Origin of the sequence: Mastigocoleus testarum BC008 (assembly GCF_001456025.1) — a bacterium.
Taxonomy (GTDB): domain Bacteria; phylum Cyanobacteriota; class Cyanobacteriia; order Cyanobacteriales; family Nostocaceae; genus Mastigocoleus; species Mastigocoleus testarum.
On the sequence record NZ_LMTZ01000016.1, the window covers coordinates 14,669 to 36,091 of the forward strand.

The 21,423-nt window shown below is 37.1% G+C and carries 14 protein-coding genes and 1 pseudogene; 7 read left to right on the top strand and 8 right to left on the bottom strand.

Features of this window, described 5'->3' with window-relative positions; genetic code table 11:
* Positions 1 to 49 precede the first annotated feature (49 nt).
* The 3 genes from BC008_RS04405 to BC008_RS50305 form a co-directional block, all read right to left on the bottom strand.
* Entirely contained in the window at positions 50 to 1,186 is a 1,137-nt protein-coding gene (locus BC008_RS04405) for a WD40 repeat domain-containing protein (RefSeq protein ID WP_082650479.1), read from the bottom strand.
* 177 nt (positions 1,187 to 1,363) lie between these two features.
* The gene (locus tag BC008_RS04410; protein ID WP_027843018.1) at positions 1,364 to 1,660 is read right to left on the bottom strand and encodes a hypothetical protein; all 297 of its coding nucleotides are present in this window, start codon (positions 1,658 to 1,660) and stop codon (positions 1,364 to 1,366) included.
* A gap of 276 nt (positions 1,661 to 1,936) precedes the next feature.
* On the bottom strand, positions 1,937 to 2,110 hold the full coding sequence (locus BC008_RS50305; protein ID WP_027843019.1) for a chlorophyll a/b-binding protein: 174 nt from the start codon (positions 2,108 to 2,110) through the stop codon (positions 1,937 to 1,939).
* 370 nt (positions 2,111 to 2,480) lie between these two features.
* On the opposite strand from BC008_RS50305, the gene ald reads away from it, so the two are divergent.
* A complete protein-coding gene (gene ald, locus BC008_RS04415; RefSeq protein ID WP_027843020.1) occupies positions 2,481 to 3,572 on the top strand; it encodes an alanine dehydrogenase in 1,092 nt (363 codons plus the stop codon).
* A gap of 337 nt (positions 3,573 to 3,909) precedes the next feature.
* Positions 3,910 to 4,617, top strand: a complete 708-nt coding sequence (locus BC008_RS04420) for a M15 family metallopeptidase (protein ID WP_027843021.1) — start codon at positions 3,910 to 3,912, stop codon at positions 4,615 to 4,617.
* A gap of 147 nt (positions 4,618 to 4,764) precedes the next feature.
* On the opposite strand, the gene BC008_RS04425 is transcribed toward BC008_RS04420, so the two are convergent.
* Positions 4,765 to 8,568 carry a GAF domain-containing protein gene (locus BC008_RS04425; protein WP_082650480.1) on the bottom strand — a complete coding sequence of 1,268 codons (3,804 nt, stop codon included), beginning with the start codon at positions 8,566 to 8,568 and terminating at the stop codon, positions 4,765 to 4,767.
* A 1,358-nt stretch (positions 8,569 to 9,926) separates the two neighbouring features.
* On the opposite strand from BC008_RS04425, the gene BC008_RS04430 reads away from it, so the two are divergent.
* A complete protein-coding gene (locus BC008_RS04430; RefSeq protein WP_027843023.1) occupies positions 9,927 to 10,850 on the top strand; it encodes a glycosyltransferase family 2 protein in 924 nt (307 codons plus the stop codon).
* Between the two features lie 282 nt (positions 10,851 to 11,132).
* On the opposite strand, the gene BC008_RS04435 is transcribed toward BC008_RS04430, so the two are convergent.
* Entirely contained in the window at positions 11,133 to 11,678 is a 546-nt protein-coding gene (locus BC008_RS04435; RefSeq protein WP_058183207.1) for a Spy/CpxP family protein refolding chaperone, read from the bottom strand.
* A 276-nt stretch (positions 11,679 to 11,954) separates the two neighbouring features.
* On the opposite strand from BC008_RS04435, the gene BC008_RS04440 reads away from it, so the two are divergent.
* Positions 11,955 to 13,274 (top strand): sensor histidine kinase, encoded by a 1,320-nt coding sequence (locus BC008_RS04440; RefSeq protein ID WP_036265282.1) that lies wholly within the window; start codon positions 11,955 to 11,957, stop codon positions 13,272 to 13,274.
* Positions 13,252 to 13,881: a response regulator gene (locus tag BC008_RS04445; protein ID WP_027843024.1), complete on the top strand. Its 630-nt coding sequence runs from the start codon at positions 13,252 to 13,254 to the stop codon at positions 13,879 to 13,881. Before BC008_RS04440 ends, BC008_RS04445 begins: the two co-directional genes overlap by 23 nt.
* A gap of 187 nt (positions 13,882 to 14,068) precedes the next feature.
* On the opposite strand, the gene BC008_RS04450 is transcribed toward BC008_RS04445, so the two are convergent.
* On the bottom strand, positions 14,069 to 16,501 hold the full coding sequence (locus BC008_RS04450) for a serine/threonine-protein kinase (RefSeq protein WP_027843025.1): 2,433 nt from the start codon (positions 16,499 to 16,501) through the stop codon (positions 14,069 to 14,071).
* Between the two features lie 815 nt (positions 16,502 to 17,316).
* Between BC008_RS04450 and BC008_RS04455 the strand changes: the two genes are divergently transcribed.
* Positions 17,317 to 17,841 (top strand): LabA-like NYN domain-containing protein, encoded by a 525-nt coding sequence (locus BC008_RS04455; RefSeq protein WP_027843026.1) that lies wholly within the window; start codon positions 17,317 to 17,319, stop codon positions 17,839 to 17,841.
* 91 nt (positions 17,842 to 17,932) lie between these two features.
* Positions 17,933 to 19,534 carry a 2-isopropylmalate synthase gene (locus tag BC008_RS04460; RefSeq protein ID WP_027843027.1) on the top strand — a complete coding sequence of 534 codons (1,602 nt, stop codon included), beginning with the start codon at positions 17,933 to 17,935 and terminating at the stop codon, positions 19,532 to 19,534.
* A gap of 144 nt (positions 19,535 to 19,678) precedes the next feature.
* Here BC008_RS04460 and BC008_RS04465 read toward each other — a convergent pair whose 3' ends face one another.
* Both BC008_RS04465 and BC008_RS04470 read right to left on the bottom strand, forming a co-directional pair.
* On the bottom strand, positions 19,679 to 21,067 hold the full coding sequence (locus BC008_RS04465; protein WP_058183209.1) for a DUF2330 domain-containing protein: 1,389 nt from the start codon (positions 21,065 to 21,067) through the stop codon (positions 19,679 to 19,681).
* Between the two features lie 138 nt (positions 21,068 to 21,205).
* Positions 21,206 to 21,423 (bottom strand): annotated as a pseudogene (locus BC008_RS04470) (DUF2330 domain-containing protein); the annotation flags it as partial.

Genomic DNA, 21,423 nt, shown 5'->3' on the forward strand with positions numbered 1-21,423 from the left:
ATTTAAGCCACTAATTGGGCTTATTGATAATTGAAATTAATTAATTTATTTATTGGAATTGCCAAACTTTTACTTCTTTATCAAAACTTCCACTAGCAAGCATTTTCCCGTCAGAACTCCAAGCTATCGAACTTACCCAGTCAGAATGTCCATGAAGTTTGTGAAGTAATTTACCTGTTTTCAAATTCCACAACATAATTCCGTCTTGAAGAGCACTCGCCATTATATTTCCTGTAGGATTGATTGCGATCGCATTAATTTTACTTGTGTGTACTTGAAAAGTATGAATTAATTTACCAGTTTTGGTATCCCACACTTTAATTGTACGATTATCTCCACTGGCGCTAACTAGGGTACCAACATCACCAGGGGATCCTTCCCTAGAAGCAAATGCAACAGAAGTAACCGAGCGAGAATGGGCGACAAAAGTGCGAATTAATTTACCACTTTTTAAATCCCATAATTGAATTTCTCCGCGCTCGTCACCACTAGCTAAGGTTTGATTATTTGGACTAATTGCAACAGTATATGTAGAGTTACCAAGTCTTCTTAATGTTCCCAAGGGACGTTGTTGTAATAAATCCCACATTTTAATTCCATCTAAAGCGCCACTAACTAGAATTTTGCTGTTGGAAGATACTGCAAGGGAAAGAATATTACTTGTATGTCCGACAAAAGAACGAGTAAATTTCAGATTTTTGAGGCTCCAAAGGTTAATAGCATTATCGCTACTACAACTAACTAGGGTGTTACCATCAGGTGATACTAGCAAGGATAATACTGCAGTTTGATGAGCTTTGCGAATTATCCCCATCCGTTTACCTTTTTTCAAATTCCATATGCGGATTACACCATCATTTTCTGCTCCACCACTAACTAACATCTTTCCTTTAGGACCAAATGCTAAGGATTTTATAGTACCTGTATGTCCTTTTAAGGTGTAAAGTAATTTAGGCTGAGCTAAGTTAGATTCAACAAATTTAGGCTTGGTTGGGAACCCGCGCAACTTGAGTAATAATTCAGCCGGAACATTTGTCGAACTTACAGGTAGTACTTCTCCAAAAAAGAATAATCCGCTACAACCTATAAAACTAATAATGCCCAAATACTTGGCAAATAAATACTTAAAAAATTTTTGTTTTGAAGGTTGAATTCTTCGAAAGACTTTAATGTAATACTGATTCATATAGTTGAGAAAATTGGTGTTTGCTTAATATCAACATCATGCTAAATACAAACAAAAAATTCGCCTTACCTGCAAGATTTTTACAAGAAAGACGATACACCTATAATTCCCACTTTGGAATATCAAATATCAAATTAAATATCTAATTCTCAAATATCTAATTCTCAAATATCTAATTTACTGTGGTGGTTTTTTCTTCGCAATACTCAGCATCGGTAAAGCAGAGCTTGATGATTGCGCTGGTAAATAATACTCTTGGGTTTGAGGTTCTTCCGGTACAGGAGGACGCTGTTGCATTCGCCACAACTTGAACGTTAGAGCAACACCCAACGCCCCTAAACCAAAAGCAAACAAAGACCAGCTATCATCAAATCCACCAATTAAAGCATCCACGATGCCAATAGTCATAAATATGCTTATCAGAGGTTCTTTTCGGTAGGCTGATTTTAAAACTCGAGGTAATACAGCATTCATCACAGCTTATTTGTTTTTTTGTTCACTTTGTGTGCAAACTTACTGAGTATAACTCACTCGCCCGACAGTGCTTTTAATGAGAGTCTATATACTATTATAAATTTTCTTCACCACTAGAGTGTAATTCTCCGGACAACTGGTGAAGTCAACATTATAAAGATAGAGATCTGCAGTGCAGACAAACTAGATATTTGCCTGCATCACAGTCATCAATCTAAACGACTTGTTAACTTGGCTACCTTGAATGATTCAAATATTAATTCACTTGGTATTAGCTTACTGAAGACCAAGCCAAGCTAAAACACCTTTGTCGGTGAAATACTCAATTGCAATCATAATCAAAAAGCCAATCATTGCTGCACGGCCATTTAACCGCTCAGCATACTCATTAAAACCAAATTTTGGCTCTTCTAGTCTTGGTGTAACGCTAGGCTGTGTATCTGAAACCATTATTTCCTCCCTTTTGATACCACTACAATATTCTTTTTGCAAGCTAAGAAAGACAATTTTAATTTTTTTAATTAATTCAATTTATTAATTAAGTTTAAGAAAAATTGCAATCTCTTGGCTACTAGTATCTCTCATAGCACAGCCAGAAGCCTTAACAAAAAGTAAACAATATTTATATTCTGAAAAATTTAAACCTGAACGTCAAGCACGAAAACTCGAAATTGGTTGTGAAGATAATTATATACGGGATCGAAAAATCAAAAAATTACCCATTAAAACTTATCTTATTGGCTATTTTGAATACGGTAATTATCCCGATAAGAGTGACAAACTAAACTTAAGAAAAATAAACTTAGAGGCAGGCAAATATATGGAAATTGGTGTTCCCAAAGAAACTAAAGACCAAGAGTTTCGAGTTGGGATGAGTCCCTCCAGTGTCAGGGCACTTAAAGAAAAAGGTCATGCCATATTTGTTGAATCATCAGCAGGTATTGGTGCAGGTTTCACGGACAATGACTACGTAGATGCTGGTGCTAAAATTGTCCCGAACCCAGAACAAGCATGGAATAGGGAGCTTGTTGTCAAGGTTAAAGAACCGTTGGTTCCAGAATATAGATTTCTTCAAAAAGGTCAAATATTATTTACATATTTACATCTAGCTGCTGACCGGAAATTAACCGAACATTTAATTGACTGTGGAGTTAGTGCGATCGCCTATGAAACGGTAGAGCAATCGGGTAGTAATAAGTTACCTTTACTGGCTCCAATGAGTGTTATTGCAGGTCGCCTATCAGTACAATTTGGGGCGCGATTCCTAGAAAAGCAGCAAGGTGGTAGAGGTGTGCTTTTGGGTGGAGTCCCCGGAGTCAAACAAGGAAAAGTAACAATTTTAGGCGGTGGTGTTGTAGGAACGGAAGCTGCAAAAATTGCCGTTGGGATGGGTGCTTCCGTTGAAATTATTGACATTAATGTTGAGCGTCTCTCCTACTTAGAAACTTTATTTGGTTCTAGGGTAGGACTAATTTACAGCAATTCGAGCAACATTGAAGCTGCTGCTAGGGAAACAGACTTGCTAATTGGCGCTGTTTTAGTACCTGGAAAAAGAGCACCAATATTAGTATCTCGAGAATTGGTGCAAAAAATGCGTCCTGGTTCCGTAATTGTGGATGTTGCTGTAGACCAAGGCGGATGCATCGAAACTTTACACCCAACATCCCATACTAAACCCACGTATCTGGAAGAAGAAGTGGTACACTATGGAGTTCCCAATATGCCAGGGGCGGTACCTTGGACCGCTACTCAAGCATTAAATAACAGTACTTTGCCTTATATTATCCAGTTAGCGAATTCAGGAATGGAAGCTTTGGATAATAATAGTGCATTAGCCAAGGGCTTAAACGTAAGTAATTTCCGCTTGGTACATCCAGCAGTACGGGAAGTATTCCCCGATCTCGTAAGCTAGTACCAGTAAGCGTATGGGTTAGGACATTATATTGTGCTAAGAAGGGAACACGGAATAAAAAATGTCCTAACCTAAAACCGCAGCGCCATACCAAGTCGCCAGAGGCTATGACTATAGCTGCGCTACCTATAGCTGCGCTACCTACGGATCCGGAGCCGTCACCTGCGGATCTGTCGACGCCGTAGGCTCTATGCCGCAGGCGGCACGCAGTGCTATCCCCAGTCCCCAAATTAAAAACCCATTTGTAAATTTAGCAATACGTATATCTCTAAATCAAAGTGTATTCTTAGTTAGAAAAACTAATATCTCAGAGATTGTTAGAGTTATTTTTCTTCACATGAGACCATATCATAAAATTCCTATCGTTGAATCTAACGAACCTTTGATTGAGATTCCCTTAGAAAAATTTGCATTGGAGTCTCCTCATCCTTATATAAAGTTAGGTGCACCCTACGGAGAATATTCCCCCTATTTTTTGAGAAAAAGTGTTGTTGAAAGGTTAATAACCGCACAAAGCTATCTTTGCCAATTATTTCCAGAATGGCGTATTCAGATATTTGATGCTTATCGTCCTGTAGCGGTGCAGGAATTTATGGTCAACTATAGTTTCAAGCAAGCTTTGCAAGAACGAAAACTGGAAGAAACCAAACTTTCAAGTACCCAAGTTCAAGCATTATGGGAAGAAGTATACAAAATTTGGGCAATACCTAGTCTTGATAAAAATACACCTCCTCCCCATTCCACAGGTGCTGCGGTGGATGTCACTTTAGTAAATGAATGCGGACAAATAATTAATATGGGTTCGCCCATTGATGAACTTTCCGACCGATCACTCCCTGATTACTATGCTTTGGGTGATGATTCGCAATCACAAAACTATCATGCCAAGCGAAAACTATTGTGCAGCATCATGGAAAAAGCAGGATTTTGCCGCAATCCTAGAGAATGGTGGCATTTTTCCTTTGGCGATCAAATGTGGGCTTGGTTAAATAATCAAGTAAATTCTGGGAAGAATTTTATCGCCTGCTATGGTCGAGTTGTTTGATCGCACAGCAGGACATATTGGTTAGAATATTTTTTTAGATAAAAGGGAACAGGGAACGGGTAACGGAGAGTTTTCAGCGATTGCGTACGCACAAATAACTTGCACAAAATCCCCAATTCCCAATTCCCAACCGCTCAAAGTTTACTATCAATTATTTGAATTATTATTTGACCTATTGATAGGAATCACAATCCAAAATTCACTACCTTTATCAGGTTCAGAAAAACATCTAAATTGACCGCCGTGTTTTTCAACAACAATCTGATAACTAATGGATAAACCCAAACCAGTACCTTTACCTATTTCCTTTGTTGTAAAAAATGGTTCAAAAATACGAGATTGTAATTCATCTGGAATTCCATAACCATTATCCACAATCCGAATTAGCATACTATCTCCATCTATAACTTCTGTACGGATAGTAATTTTAGGTTGTTTGGGTTTACGATTATTAGTCGCAACTAACATTGCTTCTATGGCATCCATAGCATTGCTAAGGATATTCGTAAATACCTGGTTTAGTTGAGCGCCATTACACTCTACTAAGGGCAAATTGCCATATTCTTTAAAGATCTCAATTTCAGGGGCGTTGAGGCTGGGTTTGAGCCGATGTTGCAAAATCAATAAGGTGCTGTCAATACCATCATGAATGTTAAAGGCTTTCATTCCTTCTTCATCCAATCGTGAAAAAGTACGTAAGGACTGCACCAAAGAGAAAATCCGCCCCGTACCTATTTTCATTGAGTCAGTAATTTTGGGTAGGTCTTCGATCAGATGATTCAAATCAATTGCAGATGCTTGCTCTTGAATATGTGATTCTGGATGAGGATAAGCACTTCGATAAAGGTTGAGCAAATTGAGCAAGTCGCACACATAATTATCTATATGGGCGATGTTTCCGTGAATAAAATTAATTGGGTTATTAATCTCATGGGCGACCCCAGCAACTAACTGACCTAAACCTGCCATTTTTTCACTATGAATTAACTGAGTTTGAGCACGCTGTAACTCTTTAATAGTTTGGCTGAGTTCTTCTTTTTGCTGTTGGGTCTGCTCAAGTAATTCTGCTTGCTGGATACCGACTCCTAACTGTGTGGAAACTTGACGCAATAAGTCTATTTCATCTTGTTGCCAATCACGGGGTCCAGTATTTTGATATGCTCCGAGCAATCCCCAAAGTTTTTCACCTTGGAAAATCGGTACCACCATATATGCTCTTGCCTGCATCTGCTCGATTAAACTAATATGGCAAACAGAATAATTTGTGCTGTAAATGTCATTGACAACCAGAATCTTACCCTTAGCATATTCGCCTCCCTGATTATCTTGCAAAAAGCGATCAGCAATTACAGGTATAATTTCCCGTACTGGCTTCCAAGCAGGAGCTACTGATTCGGCAACAAATTCCCCACTCCAATCGGGGTAGAAGCGATAAATTGCAACTCTATCTACTTCTAAAAGTCTTTGGCTCTCTTGAGTACTATTGGCAAAAATGGTATTTATATCAAGGGTTTGGCGGATTTTTTCTACCGTTGTTGCTAGTGCTCGTTCTCGCTGTGCGGCTTTACGTTCTCTTTCTGCTGCTTGAGCTAGTTGTTCTGCTTGTTCTTGTACTTGTATTAATGCTTCTGCTTGCTGTAATGCTACCCCCAATTGTACGCCTACTTGCGCAAGTAAACTAAGTTCTTCATCTTGCCAGTAACGGGGTTGGGAATTTTGGTAAGCAACTAATAATCCCCAAAGCTTTTCACCTTGGGAAATTGGGACAAATACTTCATTACGTGGATATTTACCAGCTTTTGTAGTTTGTAACAATAAACGTTCGGTTACTGGTTGTGGTTTAGTTGCAGGCATCCAACCATCAACAATGGAATCTGCGACAAATTCACCACTACCATCAAGGTAAAAGCGATAGATTGCTACTCGCTCTACATCTAATAATTGACGTACTTCTTTGGTGGTAGCTTTAAAAATGGTGTCAATATCAAGGGTCTGCCGAATTTTCTCTACGGTTGTTTTTAGCGCTCTTTGCCGTTCGGCTGCTTTTGATAGTTCTGCTGCTTGGTGCTTTAATTGTTGTAAATATTCTGCTTGTTGTAAAGCTACACCTAACTGAGTACTAACTTGGTTTAGGAAGTAGACTTCTTCAGAGTGCCATTCGCGGGGTCCGGAATTTTGATAAACTGCAAGCAATCCCCAAAGCTTTTGACTGTGATAAATCGCAACAATAATGTAAGCCCTGGCTTGAAATAATTCTAAGCTTTTGATGTAACACTCTTTAAAACCAGCCTTATAAATGTCATTACAAATACGGAATAGTTCGCCTTTTGCAAAACTTCCCCCTGCGGTATCTTGTAAATAAGTATCTACCATCGGGGGCTTAGCAAATATTTTGACGCTGCATTCGCTAATATCGGCAAGTAATTCCGAGAGTTGTGATTGTTCCTGTATTAAACAATTCCAATCATCAGCTACTGATTCAGATACAAATTCACCACTCCAATCAGCATTGAAACGATAGATAGCTACGCGATCGACATTAAGCAGCTGTCTGAGTTCAGAAGTGGTCGTCCGGAAAATGGTTTCCAGATCGAGAGACTGACGAATTTTTTCAACAGTGATAGCTATATTCTTCTGCCATCTTGCCGTTCTTTCTCGCTCTATTGCTTGTGCTAATTGTGCCGATTGAGCTTTTACTTGTTCGAGGTAATCTGCTTGTTGTAATGCAACACCCAAATGTTCGGCGATTTGTTGCACAAATTCAATTTCAAAGTCTTCCCAGTCTCTAGGACTACTGCAATTATGAATGCACAGCAAACCCCATAAATCATCACCCTTCATCAAAGGTGCGACTACATTAGCACGTACTTGGAATCTTTCCAGAATTTGAATGTGGCAATTATCAACTCCGGCTTCATATATATCAGATATTGCTCTAATTCGACCTTCTCGATACAGTCCTGCAAATTCGGCAGCAAAGCAGGTATCCCGTAACTTGATAGACAATGCCGAACACCACTGCGATCTTACATCCTCATAAATAAATTCTCCTTCCCAGTCCAAGCTTGGTTCGAAGCGAAATACTCCAACTCGGTCTGTTTTAAGCAGTTGACGAACTTCGGTAACTGTGATTTTAAAAATATTATCTAAGTCTAAAGACTTACGAATCCGGGAAATTACTCCATTTAATGCTTTTTGTAAATCTACATGAAGTCTTGCATGTCTGAATAATTCAATATGTTGCAAGGCAACACCTAAATGCTCTGCAATTAAGCTAACAAATTCAATTTCAGATTCTTGCCAGTTACGAGGGGCGCGACATTGGTGAATGCACAATAACCCCCAGAGTTGATCTCCTTTGAGTAAGGGTGCCACAACGTTGGCACGGATCTGAAACTTTTCTAAGACGTCAATATAACATTGCTTGTAATCACCTTGATAAATGTCAGCAATTGCATTGACTCTTCCCTGCTTATACAGTTCGGCATATCGAAGACTAAAACAGCGATCGGAAACCTTTTCTCCCGTTCCTGATTTCCATTTTGCTCCTACATTCTCATAAATAAATTCTCCTTCCCAATCTTTACCTGGATAAAATCTAAACACTCCAACGCGATCCGCATTTAAAAGTTGTCGTACTTCAGTAACGGTAGTTTTGAAAATAGATTCTAAATCCAAAGATTCTCGAATACGAGAAATAACTCTGGCTAAGGCTTTTTGTTTTTCAAGTTGAGAAGAGGAATCAGCAATATCTGAAGTATTCGTTAGTTTTTCTGTTTCTGTTTCTGCTATTTGTTCTGTCAGTGCTTGTTCTGGGATATTATCCTCTGGTTTAGGGTTTCCTGGGGCTGATGATTCTATTTTTGAGAGTCCTGTAATTGATTTTTTGTTCTTTGAAGTATTTGTATCAAAATTATCTTGAGTCACTTTTATAGATGAATTTAAATTCATTATTTCTTTTTCATACCAATTAAGGAAGATTATGTAAACTTGAAGTTTATTTAACTTGTAAAAGTAAGCTTTTTTTTTAATTTTGAGATAACTGGTTGAGATAATAAGCGGGCTAAATGTATTATTATTGACAGCAATTTTAACAGCCCTCCAATACAGTAGACCTCTAAATATGTAGATAGTATAACTTAAATTTGATTTGGAAATATTTACAATACAACTATTATCAAATTATATGATTTAAGGTTTCACTAATTGATGACAAATATACTAATTTATCCCTTTCGTATTTTTATAGTTCGTATTTTTGCATGATTGGTATTTTATTCATAATGTTACCTTACCTATACTGAGAAATAAATAGGAGTTTTTATGGGTATAGTACCTGCTTATACTGAAAAATTTTTAATATAGCTTTTGTTTTATATTTTATTCTGACAAATCTGCCTGGGAAATGGATAAGAAATAATTATAGTCAGTCAGATGAAAAGACTTTAATTCACATATAACTAATAGCTTCCAACAGTGGCAAAAATAATGATTTTTGTGAGTTTAGATACTGGAAGTATATAATTTTATCTGAGAATAAAAAATAATCGTAACGGCTCTTGAAATCATTAATATTACAAAGCTCAATCTAGTTCACATTAGATAATTCACATTAAACTTAAATAATTGCTGCTAATCTTCTAATTATTAATTTCTTTAATTTTCAACAATAAGCGGTTACCAGTTGAGTGTAGTAAACCTCTTAGGGAGGTATGAAACCTGACGATGGGGTAAATTAGTTGTTGCGTAACGACAAGTTCATAATTTTACGTCCTACATTTGGAGATTTACTCCCTTACCGGTAGAAGGTTATCAATTGAGTGAAAGGGGGAAGGGTAGGTTTTTTGGTATTGCGGAATAGTTGATAATTTTCTCAACTGCTTAACATGGTTTGGTAATTTCAGAATTCAAGTGTCCCCTAAAATCGCGAAAAAATGACGAGCGACCCCGCGTCGGTGCAAGACGCCATCCGGGCGCAGCCAACCCGCAGGGTGAGAACGCGCGAGTCGTGACTAAATACGAAATACCTGGGAAGTGTGGGAGGTGTGGGAAGAGGAACAGATATTTTGTACGGTTAATCTTGGGGCGAGAAGGGAGTAAACATTATTTGATTCAAATGAAAATCCCTATAGTTCTTTGAAGAATATATGCGAACCACCTGTAGTGAGCTTATGTATATTTAAGCTGTTTCACTACGCTCAACACGCGCAAAATTTAGTTTTTTAGTTTTTTATTTTTTTACTAAAAAAAATGTATAAACGAAAATTACCTTGTATCATAAACAACGTATTTTATACAACTTTTATTTTATGAGAATACGTGATGCATGTCCTATACAAACACAAGGCAGTGAAATTGATTACCCGGCTTTTTCGGTGGTTATACCTGCCTATAATAAAGAAAATATGATTGTTTTTACCCTAAATAGCCTTCGTGACTATTTAAATCGGGGTAATTGCGAATATGAAATTATTGTAGTTAATGATGCTTCTAGTGATGGTACTGGCGATTTGTTGCGATCGCAGTTAGATATAAAAGTCATTGAACATCAACGACGTCTGGGTTATGGTGCAGCTGTTAAAAGTGGAATTAGCCAAGCAAAGTATCCACTAATTGTGACAACTGATGCTGATGGAACTTATCCAAATGAAAAAATTCCCCAACTAGTCAGTTTAATGTTGCAAGCCGATATGGTTGCAGCTGCTCGAGTTGGGATGAAATACTCAAAATTTCACCAAATTTCTAATTCGTGCTTAACCCATTTCGCTGAATGGTTGACCATGTCTTCAATCCCAGATCTAAATAGTTGCTTGCGCGTCTTTCGTAAAGATGTAGTTGAACAATTTCTCAATGCTCTTCCCAATACAAATAGTTTTGATACTGCAACAGCTTTGGCTATGTTAAGTAATAACTATGTTGTTCGCTACGAACCTATTTACTGTCACTATAAGGTCAAACAAGCTAAAGTTAATCCGATTGAAGCTGCTTTAGAGTTCGTGCAAATAATTATCCACATAGGAATTTACTTTGCACCTTTAAGATTTTTATTACCGATAGCAAGTGTATTATTTGGGGGATTTATCCTGACTTTAATACAAGAGATTATTAGTCACCAAAACTTAAGCCAATTAACCCTATTGCTATTCTTTAGTTCTATGCAGTTAGGAAGTTTTGCTTTTATTGCGGATATGATATGTAAGAATAATAAAATTAAACAGCAATCCCGCAATTGAGTAGATTTATGAGCTTGATATTATGCGAGCCAAAGCAAATATTTGGCAAGTATAAAAATTGCATTTGCAAATAAAACTATAGAGACGTTGTGGTGTAACGCCTCTGAGTATTTACGTTAATCAAATTTATCTAAATTTATAATTGGCTCGGATTATAAAAAATAATCGAGACAAATATTTGATTGTGGATTACAAGTAAGTGGAACAGGAGTACAAATTTCAAATCAGGTCTTACTTGTAGATTCTATTGAAAAATAGATTACTACGTATCATCTTACGATATTAGCTATCCTTATAACTTCGACCTTGCCAACGTTTACGAAAATTTTGCCGGCGTTGTTGTTTTAATTCAGCCATTTTACTGCGTTGTTCGGGAGTAAGAACTTGGCGCATTTTAAGCATTGTTTCAAATCGTTGATTTCCTAGTTCTTTTTTCAGATTTTGAATTTTTTCATGCTGTTGTCTGAGTTCGTTGTCGGAAGACGTATCTTGTATCATCAGTTTACGCATTTCTTCTTTAGCTAGCCTCATTTCCTGGCGCAAACTACTGTTATTTTCTTTAGATTCTTGACGAATTGCTTTGATGCGTTCTTGCTGTTCGGTACTCAGATTAAGTTGCTGAAATATTTTCTTCATCCCTCCCTTAACACGTCGTCTCCTTTTGAAATTCGGAGTATTCGGCGAAGCTTGGGCAATTTTACCAGAGCGTACAGATATATTACTCTGACTCACGCTTGTGGATGAAACACTCAACTGATTCGCAGTAACACTACCCGCAGGTAAAATTACTGAAGCTGCTAGCAACACAGAGATTTGACGCCAATTCATATTAAATTCCTCGTGATGGTTAAAATACGGTTTTGAATTTTAAGGTTTTGAACTTTACTCGCTTTAATTGCGAACAATTAAATCCTATAAAATGTCTTGTATAAACTGCATGAATCCCTAATCCCAAACTATGAGTTACCGAGGTACTATATCTATCTAGTACTTTTGGCCTACGAGGTGTAAATTATAGTAGAGCGAGGGTTACTGTTGCTAAAAAATGATTTACTTTATAGTAATAAAGTTAAAACTATAGCTGCAGCTAGGTTGTACCAGGTTATGCAACGGTTGAATTGGAAAAAACATCCGTTTCGTCTTTTGTTTTATTTAGAATTAATACTATTGGGGATTGCTTTTCTGGCAGTATTTTCAAGATTACAAATTCCCAGAGAATATTTACCACCACCTCACTTATTAAGACCCCATCGGTTTAATCAACCACTAATAATTTTTACTCCGGGAATTTTAGTAAGTCTTGGAATTTTGGCTTTAATGGGACTGCGACTACCTTTTGGCTCGCGATTCATACAAGGGCTACATACCAGTGTTGGATTAGGTTTGAGTTGGCTGATAATTTTATGGGGAGGAAGAGGAGAAAGAGTTTTCCCTGCTTTGCTATTGGTTGTTGCGATCCGCGCTTGTCTAATGTTTCCTTGGAGCGGACGTATAGTCGTAGGAATATTTACTTATATTTCTTTTATCCTCATGCAAATGATGTCAGTAATGCAGATTCAACCTTTTGGTGTGTCTTTAGGTAAACGATTACCGCGAGTGCTTCGGAGAATATCACCGGATTTAGCACAACAATTTCTGATTTACTGGAAACTGAATGCAGCAGTAATGTTTGGTTTAGTTTTGATCTTTGTCATGCTTTTGGTGGGTACATTATTAGCACAAAAACAAAGTCGGGAAAAACTCGCCGTTGCTAATCAACGTTTGCGTGAATATGCTTTATTAATTGAAAATCAAGCGACCTTGCAGGAACGTAATCGGATAGCTCGGGAAATTCATGATTCTGTAGGTCATTCTCTAACAGCTCAAAGTATTCAGTTAGAGAATGTAGCGATGCAGATTAATGTAAATTTAGAACAGGCAAAACAGCACTTAGATAAAGCCAGACAATTAGGAAAAGAAGCACTACAAAACGTTCGTAACTCAGTTGCAACTTTAAGGAAAAACCCGTTACAAGGTAAGTCACTGACAGATGCTTTAATAAATTTAATCCAAGATTTTGAAAGAACTACAGGAACTAAGGTCGTATCTGAAATATATTTACAATCTTCATTACCAGATGAAATATCAACAGCATTATATCGAGTAGTCCAAGAAGCACTAACTAATGTTTCCAAACACGGTTATGCCGAATGGGTAAAATTAGATGTAAAAGAAAGAATTACACATATATCTTTATTATTAGAAGATAACGGTCAAGGTTTTGACCCCAACGAAAATACCACCGGATTTGGACTCCGGGGAATGCGAGAAAGAGTTGAAACATTTGGAGGTCTTTTCCAACTTAACAGTCAACCCGATCAAGGTTGTAAAATTCAGATTGAGATTCCACTATCAGTACAGCATGATCCGAGTTTTACTGGTTGACGACCAAAGTATTATCCGGGAAGGACTCTGTAGCCTTCTACAAGCGAAGCAAGACATTGAGGTGGTCGGTGAAGCTGAAAATGGTAAGCTGGCGATAGAGCAAGCGTTGGTATTACAGCCAGATGTGGTACTTATGGATGTGCGAATGCCAATCATGGACGGAGTTGCAGCTATTCGTAACTTACAGCAAAAAGCACCTAATATCAAAGTTTTAGTACTAACAACTTTTGATGATGATGATTACATTACCCAAGCAATGAAATTTGGTGCTAAGGGCTACTTACTCAAAGACACGCCATCTGAAGAACTGGCGCAGGCAATCAGGGCGGTAAATAAAGGTTACACTCAAATGGGACCTGGATTATTTGAAAAAGTTATGACTGCTACTTCCAGTGTAGAAATTCCGCCAGAATTTGAGCAGTTAACACCTAGAGAAAAAGAAGTATTACAACTCATTGCTAAAGGGTTAAATAACCGTGAAATTGCTGGCAAACTTTTTATATCAGAACGTACAGTTAAAAATCATGTTAACAGTATTTTAAGCCGTTTAAATTTACGCGATCGCACCCAAGCAGCAATTTTTGCCAGCCGTTTACGTCAAGATTAGTTTGTAGGTAATTGGTATATGGCTAACGCCACACAATACCTAAAGTACGCTATCGCTAGCCGCTAATGGTAATCGGTAATCGGTAATCGGTAATAGGTAATCGGTAATCGGTAATAGGTAATTGATAACAGTTAACTGTAGCCCGTAAGGGCGTGGCGTTAGCCATAAACTGTTAACTGATAACTATTCACTTATCAGTGGGCAATATAGAAGTTGAGTCTTGCTCGTCATTATTGGGTGGAATTACCCAAGGCGTAGTTGGAATATCGGTATCATCTAAAGTTATATTATTAGTTGGAATATCGGTATCATCTAAAGTTATATTATTAGTTGGTAAGCAGTCATTGTAGCTTGTTTGTCTACCCACCCCTAACTTTGCAAGCGCTGCTAATACTTCTGATACTGACTGATATCGTCTTTTATAATCATTGAGTACCATTTTGCTGATAATTTTTGCAAAAGCAGGACTAATACTCGCCCTATCTGTCCATTTTAATTCTCCGTAACCATCGGTTGGAATGTCGTGGGGAGCTTTACCTGTCAAAGCTTTGATGGCGATCGTACCAGCAGCGTAAATGTCACTGTTGTACTGGGGACGTCCAAAACATTGCTCGCTGGGTGCATAACCTTTGGTACCGATACCAATGGTAAAAGATGTTTGCTCTAGCTCATCTTCAGATTGAGATGTTACATCTTTCACCGCACCAAAATCAATTAATACGAGTTTTCTATCTGATTCTCGACGGATAATATTACTGGGTTTAATATCGCGATGAATTACCTCATTTGCATGTACAAATTCCAATACTTTTAGTAAGTCTCTTAAAATATGGATTACTGTTCTTTCATCAAGAATTTTACCCGATGGAATTTCTCTGCTTAGGGGATGACCCATAACATATTCTTGAACTAAATAAAATTCTTCTTCTTCTTCAAAGTAAGCTAACAGTTGAGGTATTTGATTGTGCTTACCTAATTTTTCCAGAGTTTTCGCCTCAGAATTAAATAGTCGTCTTGCGACTTCCAATTGAGCTGGTTTATCGTTTACTGGTTTTAATTGTTTAACAACACATAAGGGATTTCCAGGACGTTTGCAATCTTCAGCGATATAAGTTTCGCTAAATCCACCAGCGCCAAGAACTTTAACTATTCTGTATCTACCATCCAAAATTTTACCTGAGATTTCCATCTGTCTTTGGTAGATCAAGTCTTTAAGGTCTTCTTGCTGACTCAAAATTTCCCGAACAACCTGACTTGTGGAATATCTCCGGAAAATATCCACTAGCTGGCTTTTTCGTATCAACTCCCTTGTTAGTTCTACTCCTAAGTAAGAAAAACCAGTACCAATAATTCCTACGATTGGAATTGCTGCTGGAAAAATTAACTTACCATAGAAAAATAATGCGTAGGTTATTCCTCCCCATGTTGTAGCAACAAGTATACTTACAAAAAATCTCCTTGTTCCTCGTCTAATTTTGGCAATAAATAAAGCTGTCCCTCCCACCAAACACAAAGTGAATAAACCACGTCCTAAATCACTTTCGATCCCTTGAGCAATCGCCTTTCCTTCTATCAAAGTCGCGATCGCATTAGCATGAATTTCTACCCCAAACATTTTTGTTGAAGAAAACAAGTTGTTTGAGACTGGTACGGGAAATTCTTTTGCAAGCCTACTAGTTGAACCAATTAGAATAATCTTATCTTTAAAGATTTTTCCTCCCTGGAAATTTGCATCCCAAAATTCGGGGTCAAATACTTCCCAAAATGGTTTTTTCTCAAATGTTCCTGGGGGACCATAAAAATATATGCGATCGCCGGAAGGTAGGGGGTAGTTAATTTTTGCACCTTTTAAGACGGCTCTATCAAATGAAATGATGTCGTCATCAAATAAATTGTATTCTTTGAATGTTTCTTTTAATTTTTTAACCAGCGAACTGGATAATCTGTGAATTGTACCATTTTTCTCCTGAGGGAAATTCTCAATCCCAATTGATATCTGATCGTTCTGAAATATAGCTAGAGGCTCTTTTATTTTATTTATAGAACCTTGTTCTTCCTGAGTATCCTCATATAACGCAGCCAAAGTGACCTTAGAACCATGGCGTTCTAATGCAGAAGCAAATTTTTCATCATCATCAGGTCCATAACTACTTGCACTGTCAAAGACTATGTGTAATGCAATATGGCGAGCCCCAGCTGCGATCAGCTTATCAATCACCCGAGCATATACTTCCCTTTTATAAGGAAAAGACTTAAGTGGCTCTAAATAACTAAATTCTTTCGGGTCAAGTAGATAATTTTCTTTCGGTGAAGAGATAGATTTATCATCAATTGCCAAAATTATAATTTCTTTAGGAGGAGTTTCCTTTTGGCGTAAAGCATAAAAACTTGTATGAGCCTGATTTTCTAAAGACTGAGAAATAGTCAAATGATCCCCAGATAAACTCAGGATCGCTGCACCAACAGCCCAAACTGCTGAAAGTATATGTCCTACCTTACTCATAAATCGAGGTTGAATTGCCGATATTGGGTTATTAGTAGGCTTATCTGATTGATTTGCAGCTTGATTCTCACCAGAGATATTTTCTTTGGTTAAGGTATATGTAGGTTCTTCTGCCATACCGCGATTCTCGAACGGCCTGCTAAGGTTTTGTTTTTTTATTTACATTATCTTCTAGTATAAACACCCTGATATCCCCATTTTAGATAATTGTCTTATACAAGTGAAGATGAATTGGTATTATATATTCCACATTGTTTATCTTTTTAACCTAATTTTCTCATAAAAGTTTTGAAATGCAGTATATCATGTTTCATCTAACACATTAATTCATTAGAAGATTTATGCACAAAAAATATGCAGATATGCCATCATCTTGGCAAAAAAATTAAAGGTAAGTCAGATAAATTTACCTGGATAGGTTTTGCACTTAAAATTTCCTAATAAATACCAGGGCTAGCCATTAAACTTCTAGTCGAAGTTAGGAAATGAAAATATTATGCCCTATACCTTGAATAAAACACTTACAAGTGAATGATACTTATTCAAAGTGGGAAAAATGAACTTATGTGGCAGTACGATCATCTCATGACAAAAAGTATAAATTCCACTCTGTTCCAAGAGAATACCGCTTTCAGAGTAAACTGGATTGAGGTATAGCATCTTAATGCTGTAATTAATCAGTTCTAACTGAAGAACCAAATTAGTCAATTTTGATTACAAGCTACTTTTTATGATTACTAAATGTGAAAAAGTATAAGCAGTTATGGGATATACAAAGATTGTTTGAGTTTTATTTTTACTTGCCCTTATGAATTATATCAAGGTTCTATATGACAATATATTTTATATATATTAGTAAATTAGCCATTTTATTATTGATATAATCTGTTGTTCAATCTAAATTGATTTAAATATTTTTAGGTGTATATATTATGGGTACCTCACACAACCGCCTGTCTATTTTTGTAGACGGGAATAATATGTTCTATGCTCAACAAAAAAATGGGTGGTTTTTTGACCCCCGAAGAGTTTTAGAATATTTTGCACATGAGCAACCAGGTACAACTTTAGTAAATGCATTCTGGTACACTGGCTTAAAAGACCCTCAGGATCAACGAGGTTTTCGAGATGCTCTTATTAGTCTGGGATATACAGTCCGAACTAAGATTCTTAAAGAATATTATGATGATGTCTCTGGTCGCTACTCACAAAAAGCAAATTTAGATATAGAAATTGTCGTAGATATGTTTAATACAGTAGACCAATACGACAGAGTTGTTTTGTTCAGTGGAGATGGTGATTTTGAAAGAGCTATTGAACTATTACGCTCAAAAAATACTCATATTACAGTAGTATCAACTGAGGGTATGATAGCACGAGAATTACGTAATGCCACTGATAGATATATAGATATGAATGCTGTTAGAGAATCAATTGAGAAAGTAGAAGGCCAGTAATCTTAATAACTATTAACAAAAATAAAAAATAACTTAAGGAATTAGGTATTTTAAGTAACAAGTAAAAACAAAAACAAATACAAATACAGTAATGGATACCAAATCAGAACGCATCATTATTTTTGATACTACCCTCAGAGATGGCGAGCAATGTCCCGGAGCAACTCTGAATATAGACGAGAAACTTACTATAGCAAAGCAGTTAGCGCGTTTGGGAGTAGATATAATTGAGGCTGGCTTTGCTTTTGCAAGTCCTGGAGATTTCGAAGCTGTCAGTAGGATTGCTCAAACAGTGGGAACAAGTGAAGGTCCAGTTATTTGCAGTTTAGCAAGGGCGCGTCACGAAGATATCAAATCAGCAGCCGATGCAATCAAAGCTGCAGCAAAGCAAAGAATTCATACCTTTATTGCGACCAGTGATATTCATCTCGAATACAAGTTGAAAAAAACTAGATCGGAGGTGCTATCAATTACTGGGGAAATGGTTAGTTATGCCAAAAGTTTTACAGATGATATTGAATTTTCCCCTGAAGATGCTGCTCGTTCCGAACCAGAATTTCTTTATCAAGTATTAGAGCAAGCAATTGCAGCAGGAGCAACTACGATTAATATTCCTGATACAGTAGGTTATACAACTCCCAGTGAATTTGGAGCATTAATTAAGGGGATAAAAGATAATGTTCCCAATATCGATAGAGCAATTATTTCTGTACATGGACATAACGATTTAGGTTTAGCTGTTGCTAATTTTTTAGAGGCGGTAAAAAATGGTGCTAGACAGTTAGAATGTACAATTAATGGTATCGGTGAAAGAGCAGGAAATGCAGCCTTAGAAGAATTAGTAATGGCGCTACATGTACGGCGACAATATTTTAATCCCTTTTTAGGACGTTCCACTAACTCGGAGGAACCATTAACCAATATTGATACTCAACAAATTTATAAAACTTCCCGTTTAGTTTCTAATTTAACAGGTTTATTAGTACAGCCAAATAAAGCAATTGTTGGTACAAATGCGTTTGCTCATGAATCTGGAATTCATCAAGATGGAGTACTAAAAAATAAACGAACCTATGAAATAATGGATGCTCAATTGATAGGTTTAAATACTAATAAAATAGTATTGGGCAAACATTCTGGTAGAAATGCTTTTCGTACTCGTCTTAAAGAATTAGGTTTTGAACTATCAGAAAACGATCTAAATAAAGCATTTGTAAGATTTAAAGAAGTAGGAGATAAAAAGAAGGAAATTACTGATTGGGATTTAGAAGCACTTGTAAATGATGAAATTCAACAAGCACCAGACCTATTTCGTTTGGAATTAGTACAAGTTTCCTGTGGCGATCGCACCCGTCCCACAGCAACAGTCATCCTTCGTAATCCTGATGGTGAAGAACTAACTGATGCTGCGATTGGTACGGGACCTGTAGACGCGGTATATAAGGCAATTAACAGAGTTGTTAATGTACCCAATCAATTAATTGAGTTTTCTGTGCAGTCAGTAACCGCCGGCATAGATGCAATTGGGGAAGTGACTATCCGTCTGAAATACGAAGAAAGGGTCTTCTCCGGTCACTCAGCAAATACAGATATTATTGTGGCATCAGCACAAGCATATGTTAATGCACTCAACAGGTTATACGCTGCGTTGCTAAATAAGCAAAAACAACAACAAGTTGGTGGTGGTGTTTAGGTAATGGCGATTTTTAATTTTTAAATTAAGCACGAGTTAATTAATTGCCAAGATGTCTATATAGCCATATAGAGACGTATTAAATACTAACTAAATCGACTAGATTGTGTGGTATCTTGCGTCTCTATACCGGGATTCTAAAAATTAAAATCCCGCCCACCGTAAGAAACTTTGCCACCAAGAACTAGTAGGCTGTTCTTTGAGACTCATTTTCTTGCGAATATCTTGAATGTTCCAATTGGTAAGTTTGGCAAGATTTTGTGCTTCTTTCTCAAAGCGTCTAGGTAAAGACCTTTTATATTCTCGACCAGCTTTACAGTTTAAGCCACCTTTAAAAGGATGTCGCAAAACGTAACGTCCTTGGAAGTTTTGTCTGTTGGATGTTTCTTGGAACATCAGGTCTTCAGGAAATTTATCTCGGGTATAGCGGACATGCAAGCGAGTAATGAAAATATTACTGGAAGGAGGACGACGGAAACGTCGACCTCTGGGATTTATTGGTAGATCGACTGCAGGTTCGTTCAACCAAAATACACCAGCATCTTTGAGTTCTTCTCGGTTGAGAGGTTGAGCAGAACAGGGATCGCAAGTACCCATATCCCAAGCATATTCAAGGAAAGCAACTTTTTTGTCTTCTTTTGTATATACTGTTTTAAACATGGATTTGTAAAAATCCTTGAATTCGTCTTTAACAAACACAGGGATATTAGTATTCGAAGGGACTTTTACTGTGCGGTAATTGGTAACTTCTGCTTGTCCTTTAGGGGAAATAATGTAAACTAACAAGTCTTGCTCTGCTGTAGAGTTAATCATCCCCAAACGAATCGGAAGCATGTATTTAGATGATTCATAGGATATTTGCAAAGGACGGAGGAATTGATAACCTTTTTCCTCAAATTTATCTAAGTTGACTTTAGCAACAAAGAATTTCATCCCCTGACGGATATAAGGTCGTAGTAAACTTCTTGCACCTCGAGGAATTTTGTAGCCGTTGCGCCGTAACCAAGTTTGTAAACCGTTAGATTCTTTTGCGCTCAGGATAACAATATCGTATTCACCAACATTAAATTTAGCTTCTACGGTTACCTCTAGATCGTTCTTTCTCTTCAAATTATTTCTGGAAGCAGGAGTGGGTGCAGCTGAAGACTGAACTGCTCGCTCTTCATATACAACTGGGTTACAAGGATCTTCATCAAAATATTCAACTAAACGCGGGGCGCTAAAAGCATCTAACCTTTCAATAATTTTTGGTTTTGCAACTTTAACTTGTTCTTTTTTTAGCACTGTCGGAACAGGAACTACCATGGCGAAGTCTTTCACATCACCTTGATAATCATTTGCCATTGTCAACACAGTGCGATTGTCTTTGCGAGCAATCACAACCTGAGAAGCTTGGTTATATAGTTTGCTATCAGCTTTAGCAACATAAAATCCACAAAAAGCCCAGGCTGCAGGGGTAAAGTAAAAAAGTACGACAAAACTTAGTACTAATGAAATTAATACCCGAAATATTTGTTTTATTGAGAGTGTCATTTTGATTTTTTGAACTTTAGTTATGAGTTACAAGAATTTTTAAGTAAATTGGGGGTTCCAGACGTAGCATTGCTACATCTGAGATAAATGTTTGGGTTTGCAGATACCTGTTTCAAATAAATCAAAACTGTTGTAAGACTAAAATCCTACCCACCCAAAGAAACTTTGCCACCAAGAACTAATTGGCTGTTCTTTGAGACTCATTTTCTTGCGAATATCTTGAATATTCCAATTGGTGAGTTTGGCAAGATTTTGTGCTTCTTTCTCAAAACGTCTAGGTAAAGACCTTTTATATTCTCGACCAGCTTTACAGTTTAAGCCACCTTTAAAAGGATGTCGCAAAACGTAACGTCCTT